Here is a 5,372-nt window from a genome sequence, read left to right as displayed (position 1 = left end):
AGTCTTTGTACCAGCATGAAAGAAACCAAGACTGAAATAAACCTTGGAAATTAAGCTGATAAAAAGATTCGGCCACAGGCTCTATAGTCTTTTCAATACATCACGATTTAGTCCCTACACTCCACAAAACTACCTTTTTCTTTTAAATTTCGCATAAATATTTAATACCTTCTGTACATATCGTTTTGTCTCTGCATAAGGTGGAATACCATTATACTTTTCAACTTTAGACGGCCCAGCATTATAAGCCGCCAAGGCCAATCTGACATCCCCAAACCGATCAATTAGACTCCGCAAATAGCGAACCCCGGCTTCAATATTGGATGCGGGGTCAAAGGGATATTTGAGGCCTAGTTCCTCCTGGGTCTGAGGCATAATCTGCATCAACCCTTGCGCTCCGGCCTTTGACTCGACTTCTGGCTTATAAGCTGATTCCACCTGCACCACAGCCCGCACCAAATCATAATCCAGACCATAGCGCTTACTGTAAACCTTAATCATCTCATCGATTTTTGTCTGCTCAAATTTTTTGTCCCTGAAAATAATAAAAGGCCGATATAAGTCAGAAGAAGGCAAATCGGTAAAATGAAAAACACCATTTTCATCACAATAGTAATAGATGGTTCCTCCGTCCAAATTCTCCAAGCCAACAAGAATGAAAAATATCCAAGCCACGAATATTAAATTTAATTTCATAATTTCGCGATTCGTAATCTGTAATGCACGAAACATGACACGCGGTACGTCCATCACTCACCAAGCACCCATATTTTTTTATCTTTTTGCTTATCCTTTACTATCCAACACTTTCAACAACTGAATATCCCGGGGATAATTTATATTTAAAAAATATTTTCTCTCTGCCTCACTGTAAGGGATATGGTGACGATTCTCATATTCAATGGCTTGACTAAGTTTATAACAACCTCGTTTAAAAGATCTTTGCAAAAATTCTACGCTTTTGTACTCATAGATGGCTACCAGGGCCTCAATAAAACCTGTTTCTTCCTGTAAGTAAGTGGTCATCAACTTTTGGTATCCAATTCTATTCCTGACATCAATAAGTCTCGCCAGCATATCCCGAGATAAAAGTGGCAAGTCGCAAGAAAGAACCAAGCATGGCCGCTTGAGCCTTGTAAGAGCAGTCAAAATTCCACCCATTGGACCTATGCCTGGAATATCATCCAACATCCAGGGCACCTTCAATTCATGCTCCCTGGCATCCCTGCCAACTACATAAGTTACAGGACAAAACTCCTGAACCAAAGCAACACTTCTTTGCAACAAGTCTTGGCCCTTAAAACGCAACTTGGCCTTGTCCTGTCCAAGACGGGAACTTTTTCCCCCAGCCAAGACCACTCCGCAAATCGTATTCAAAGCCAACTACCTAAATTCAAAAGTAAAATAGGTTAACCTTTCTATCTACTGCTTACAGCCGGGTTGCGTGGTAAAAACGGTTGCTCTGTTATTCAACCACGCAACCACTTAAGCTTGCGTCTTAACTTACAAGACCTTTAGGATCTGTAAAAACTGAAAACCTGTTCTCTCGAGCAAAACCGATCAAGGTCAGGCCTTTCTTAAAGGCCAATTCAATACTGGCAGAAGTCAAGGCAGACCTGGAAACCACGGCCTGAAATCCGGCCTTAACAGCCTTAAGTATAAGTGAAGCAGTTCCCCTGGCTGAGACAAAGAGGATTAAACTGCCCATGGATTTATTATTCTTTACGGCCCACCCTTTTAGCCGATCAAGACAATTATGCCGACCAATGTCCTCAACGTAATGCACAAAATCATTCTTCCCGGGATCAAACAGGGCTGCGCGATGAAAGCAGCCTGTTTTCTCCCACTTACCATCCAAAGCCATAAACCGGGCCATATTCTCCAAAATCAATGCCTTAGAAAGCTTCGGAAGTTCCGTATCATTGTCAGGCTCAATTGTTACTGGCTTCAGATAAAATTCGCGCCCTTTCTCTTTGACTAGCTCTGGCCGCTCATCAGGTGCACATAGTTCAATGGCACAATGACCAATAACCAAGGAAGTTAAATCCTCTGGATAGGCCCACAGTGTTTTAACCTCCTGACCTGGCCAATGAATATGTATCTTTTCTTCGAGGCTAACAAGATCATCGATTTTTCGCCATTGACCATTTTTATACTGTCTACAGGGTATCTGTAAAATTTTACTCATCAAAACCCCCAAGCACTAAGAGTTGGTCTGCTGTATCCTTGTTTTCTGGCCAGAACATCTAAGGGCAGAGACTCCAGATCATCAACAGCTGGAATAGACTGCTTGTCCATTTCTCTAAAATCAACGGTTTTGATGTACATTTTGCAAGACTTGCACACATCCACCCGAAATCCTGGTTCTTCACTAACCTGAAAATACTCCAATTTCTCTTTTTTATCCTCCTGGCAGAACACACAAGACATTCTGGGGACCCGATACCTAGTCTGACAAAAAGAGCATGTAACGTAGCGAAAACCTTGTTTATCCTTAAGCTCACTAATTAGGGGCAAACTACCGCACACCGGACAGTGACCGTTATTCCAGACTTGGTCCGTCGGCAAAAGCAAGCTAATGCTATAACCTGTTTTAACCAGGCTAGGGGTTATGCTGGCCTGAATCAAAAAATTGAGAGTTCTCGGAGCAGTGGGAGTTTTTTCCCCATATAGACGAAAAAAGTGATCGTCTCCGGCCAGATATTTGGCGTAAGCTTCAGACAAATCAAGTTCTCCATTACTTACATCTTGGGAAACAATCTCTGCTGCCTGACCAAGATGCCCCTCTTGTCCCTGCAAAAAACCAAGTAATTCGGAAAAAAGCTTCTGACTCGCATCGAAGTCATAGGGAAAATTTTGTCTGGGCAGCATTGGCTTTCCCTTTACCACATCTTCCGTCTGAGGGAAGTCAAGCCCTTTATCCAGGACATCTTTAAGCAAGGCAAAAGAATTCAACTGTTTCTTATATATAAAATCAATTAATTTTAAGAGATCGGCAGGGACTGTTCCCTTCTTTTTGAGCATACCCATACGTTTTTCAAAACGGCCTAGCTCTCTTTGCACATCTTTGTCCATAACTGCTCCTTTTTAGCTTTTAATTTTAAAGCGTAGAGAATAATGAGGGAATTGATTGCTATCTCTGCTTGTATTGTTTGTCTAGTTAAATAAAAAACTCCGTAATAAAAAAGCCCTACAAGCTATGTTTATCAGCTATGTGCTAAATTAGAAAAATCTCGCTCACGAAAACATTAAAATAACCCCAAACTCTAAACTTTAAACTCCAAACTTAACCAATATATCTCCGGCCAAAATATAGATAATGGTCCCCAGACTTAAAAAAGGACCAAATGGTATAGGGGTTTGAGCAGCGTTAGTTTTGCCCTTCTTAAGATAATACAAACTAGCTATCAAGCCGGTTAAAGCTGAAATAAAAATCATGACTGGCAACCCTTGCCATCCAATAAGGGCTCCCAACATGAGCATAAGCTTAACATCTCCTGTTCCAAGGCCATCTATACCCTTTAATATCTTATAACCTTTTTGCAACAACCAAAAACAACCACTGCCAAGAAAAGCGCCTAGGAGTGAGTCTTGCCAAGCAACGGGCAAAATAAAACTAGCGCCGAATGCCAATATTGCCCCGGGCAGAGTAATGATATCCGGCAAGATAAAACTGTCCAGGTCAATAAAACTGGCCACGATAAGTAACCCGAAAAAAAACAAATAAACAAAAAAATAAACTCCCAGACCAAACTTAACCGCCAGTCCCAATGACAAAAAACCTGAAATTAATTCAACTACGGGATATCTTATGTTAATATTTTGCCTGCATGAACGGCACTTGCCACGCAAAATGAGATAGCTTATTATTGGAATATTCTCCCACCAAGATAATTTATGCTGGCATTTTGGGCAATGAGAACCTGGCCAGACAATGGACACACCCGACAGGTACCTGTGAATACAGACATTATAAAAACTTCCCAACACTAAACCAAGGACAAAAGAAAATCCCAACCCAAAATATTCGGACATGAGTCTCCTCTATTTCCAATTTTGCAACAATTATTAAAAAAATATTTTAGACTATTATATCTTATCAAGTTGTTTTTACTGACACAACTTTTTCTAAAATTATGAGCACAACCTCATGGCCAAGCTAGAAATATTTAAAGAATGTCCAGTTGGAAAAGATAGGGCATTAATCTCTGGGCGAGCAACAGGCTCAAACTCTTCAATTCTGAGACATATTCCAGCTTAACTGAGTCTGTCACAATTATACCGATCTTTTTAAAAGGTCTTGCAGGGTATAAAAAACTCAACCGCGATCATCCCTGCCTCGGCCACTTCTTGGAACACTTCAGACAACGGCAAAAAATATCCATTTTCATGATAGAACCTCATCTAATATTCAGTCTGTTGCTTTAAGTTCTTCCGACAAATTGATTCAAACCACTCATATGACCACGGTGATTTCCCTTACACCAAAATTTAGATTCCTAGATATGTGCAAAATATTAAAATCTTGTCACACTATACAGCACAAATAACACTTACACAAGTCTATGCTCCATTTCCATCCAGCCTGGCCTAGCCACAACCCGCATTATCAGTCCATAGACTGAACGGATGTGGGGCAAAAAAGTTGACAAACAGCCTAGTTGCCTGCCGGTCAAGTTGTTATTTAGAAGCTATTGTCACTAAAGGCTGGTAAATTCACGCTTCTTTTTTAGGAAAGGTATACAAATCAACGCTAAACTTTCATTTCAGACTACCAGTCAAAACATTTTGAGCCTGTGGCCAAACCCTATTTTGACTACCAGATTAGAAATCCTGTTTTCTTGAATGCTTTGCAAAGGGCTGGGTAATCCAGCACCCATTTTCAGCAAATTTTGTGGCAAAGCAAAAAATTAACTTTAAAACCATCAATGCTCATCGCTATTCAGATACTTAGTCAAAATGGGTGCGGGACGAAGCTTGCGGACTAGGTCCAACTCTTTGTACCAGCATGAATGAAATACCGTGTTTGCTCAATTTTTTGTGACCAACCCCCATTTTAACCGCTGATTGAAAGTCTTGGTTTCTGAAATGCATTACAAATGGCTTGGGTAACCCATCTTAGTGAAGCTTGCGGAAAAACAGAGCATCGGGATGAATGGGCTACACATTTTGCGATGTTGACCATAACTATCGATATTAAAAAGAACGTTTGTTTACCCAAAGTATCCCATTATGCTCTGTCCGCAAGCAAGCTTTTGATGGGTCCAAGTCTTTGTACCAGCATGAAAGAAACCAAGACTGAAATAAACCTTGGAAATTAACCCAAGTTTCCAGTGTTGTTGAGTAAATAATCTAATATTTCAATGTGTTAA

5 protein-coding genes are annotated in these 5,372 nt (G+C 40.5%); all 5 read right to left on the bottom strand.

Annotated features, from left to right (window positions below; all coding sequences use genetic code 11):
* Positions 1–129 precede the first annotated feature (129 nt).
* The 5 genes from AC3WVG_RS10950 to AC3WVG_RS10930 all read right to left on the bottom strand — a co-directional run bounded on the left by AC3WVG_RS10950 (position 130) and on the right by AC3WVG_RS10930 (position 4,035).
* Positions 130–750 carry a transglycosylase SLT domain-containing protein gene (locus tag AC3WVG_RS10950; RefSeq protein ID WP_488798153.1) on the bottom strand — a complete coding sequence of 207 codons (621 nt, stop codon included), beginning with the start codon at positions 748–750 and terminating at the stop codon, positions 130–132.
* Between the two features lie 36 nt (positions 751–786).
* Positions 787–1,377 (bottom strand): molybdenum cofactor guanylyltransferase, encoded by a 591-nt coding sequence (locus AC3WVG_RS10945; RefSeq protein ID WP_488798152.1) that lies wholly within the window; start codon positions 1,375–1,377, stop codon positions 787–789.
* A 121-nt stretch (positions 1,378–1,498) separates the two neighbouring features.
* The gene (locus AC3WVG_RS10940; protein WP_488798151.1) at positions 1,499–2,188 is read right to left on the bottom strand and encodes a formate dehydrogenase accessory sulfurtransferase FdhD; all 690 of its coding nucleotides are present in this window, start codon (positions 2,186–2,188) and stop codon (positions 1,499–1,501) included.
* Complete coding sequence (locus tag AC3WVG_RS10935; RefSeq protein ID WP_488798150.1) at positions 2,188–3,075, bottom strand: formate dehydrogenase accessory protein FdhE; 888 nt, start codon at positions 3,073–3,075, stop codon at positions 2,188–2,190. The genes AC3WVG_RS10940 and AC3WVG_RS10935 overlap by 1 nt, the downstream gene beginning before the upstream one ends.
* A 198-nt stretch (positions 3,076–3,273) precedes the next feature.
* Positions 3,274–4,035 carry a prepilin peptidase gene (locus AC3WVG_RS10930; RefSeq protein ID WP_488798149.1) on the bottom strand — a complete coding sequence of 254 codons (762 nt, stop codon included), beginning with the start codon at positions 4,033–4,035 and terminating at the stop codon, positions 3,274–3,276.
* Positions 4,036–5,372 lie beyond the last annotated feature (1,337 nt).

This window comes from Desulfovulcanus sp. (genome assembly GCF_982781345.1).
The sequence above is the reverse complement of the archived record's forward strand: the minus strand, read 5'-3'. Positions and strand labels throughout refer to the sequence as shown.

Excerpts from the sequence above, each read along its gene's own strand:
- AC3WVG_RS10950 (WP_488798153.1), bottom strand. The coding sequence starts at position 750 with ATGGACGTACCGCGTGTCATGTTTCGTGCATTACAGATTACGAATCGC.
- AC3WVG_RS10940 (WP_488798151.1), bottom strand. The coding sequence starts at position 2,188 with ATGAGTAAAATTTTACAGATACCCTGTAGACAGTATAAAAATGGTCAA.
- AC3WVG_RS10935 (WP_488798150.1), bottom strand. The coding sequence starts at position 3,075 with ATGGACAAAGATGTGCAAAGAGAGCTAGGCCGTTTTGAAAAACGTATG.
- AC3WVG_RS10930 (WP_488798149.1), bottom strand. The coding sequence starts at position 4,035 with ATGTCCGAATATTTTGGGTTGGGATTTTCTTTTGTCCTTGGTTTAGTG.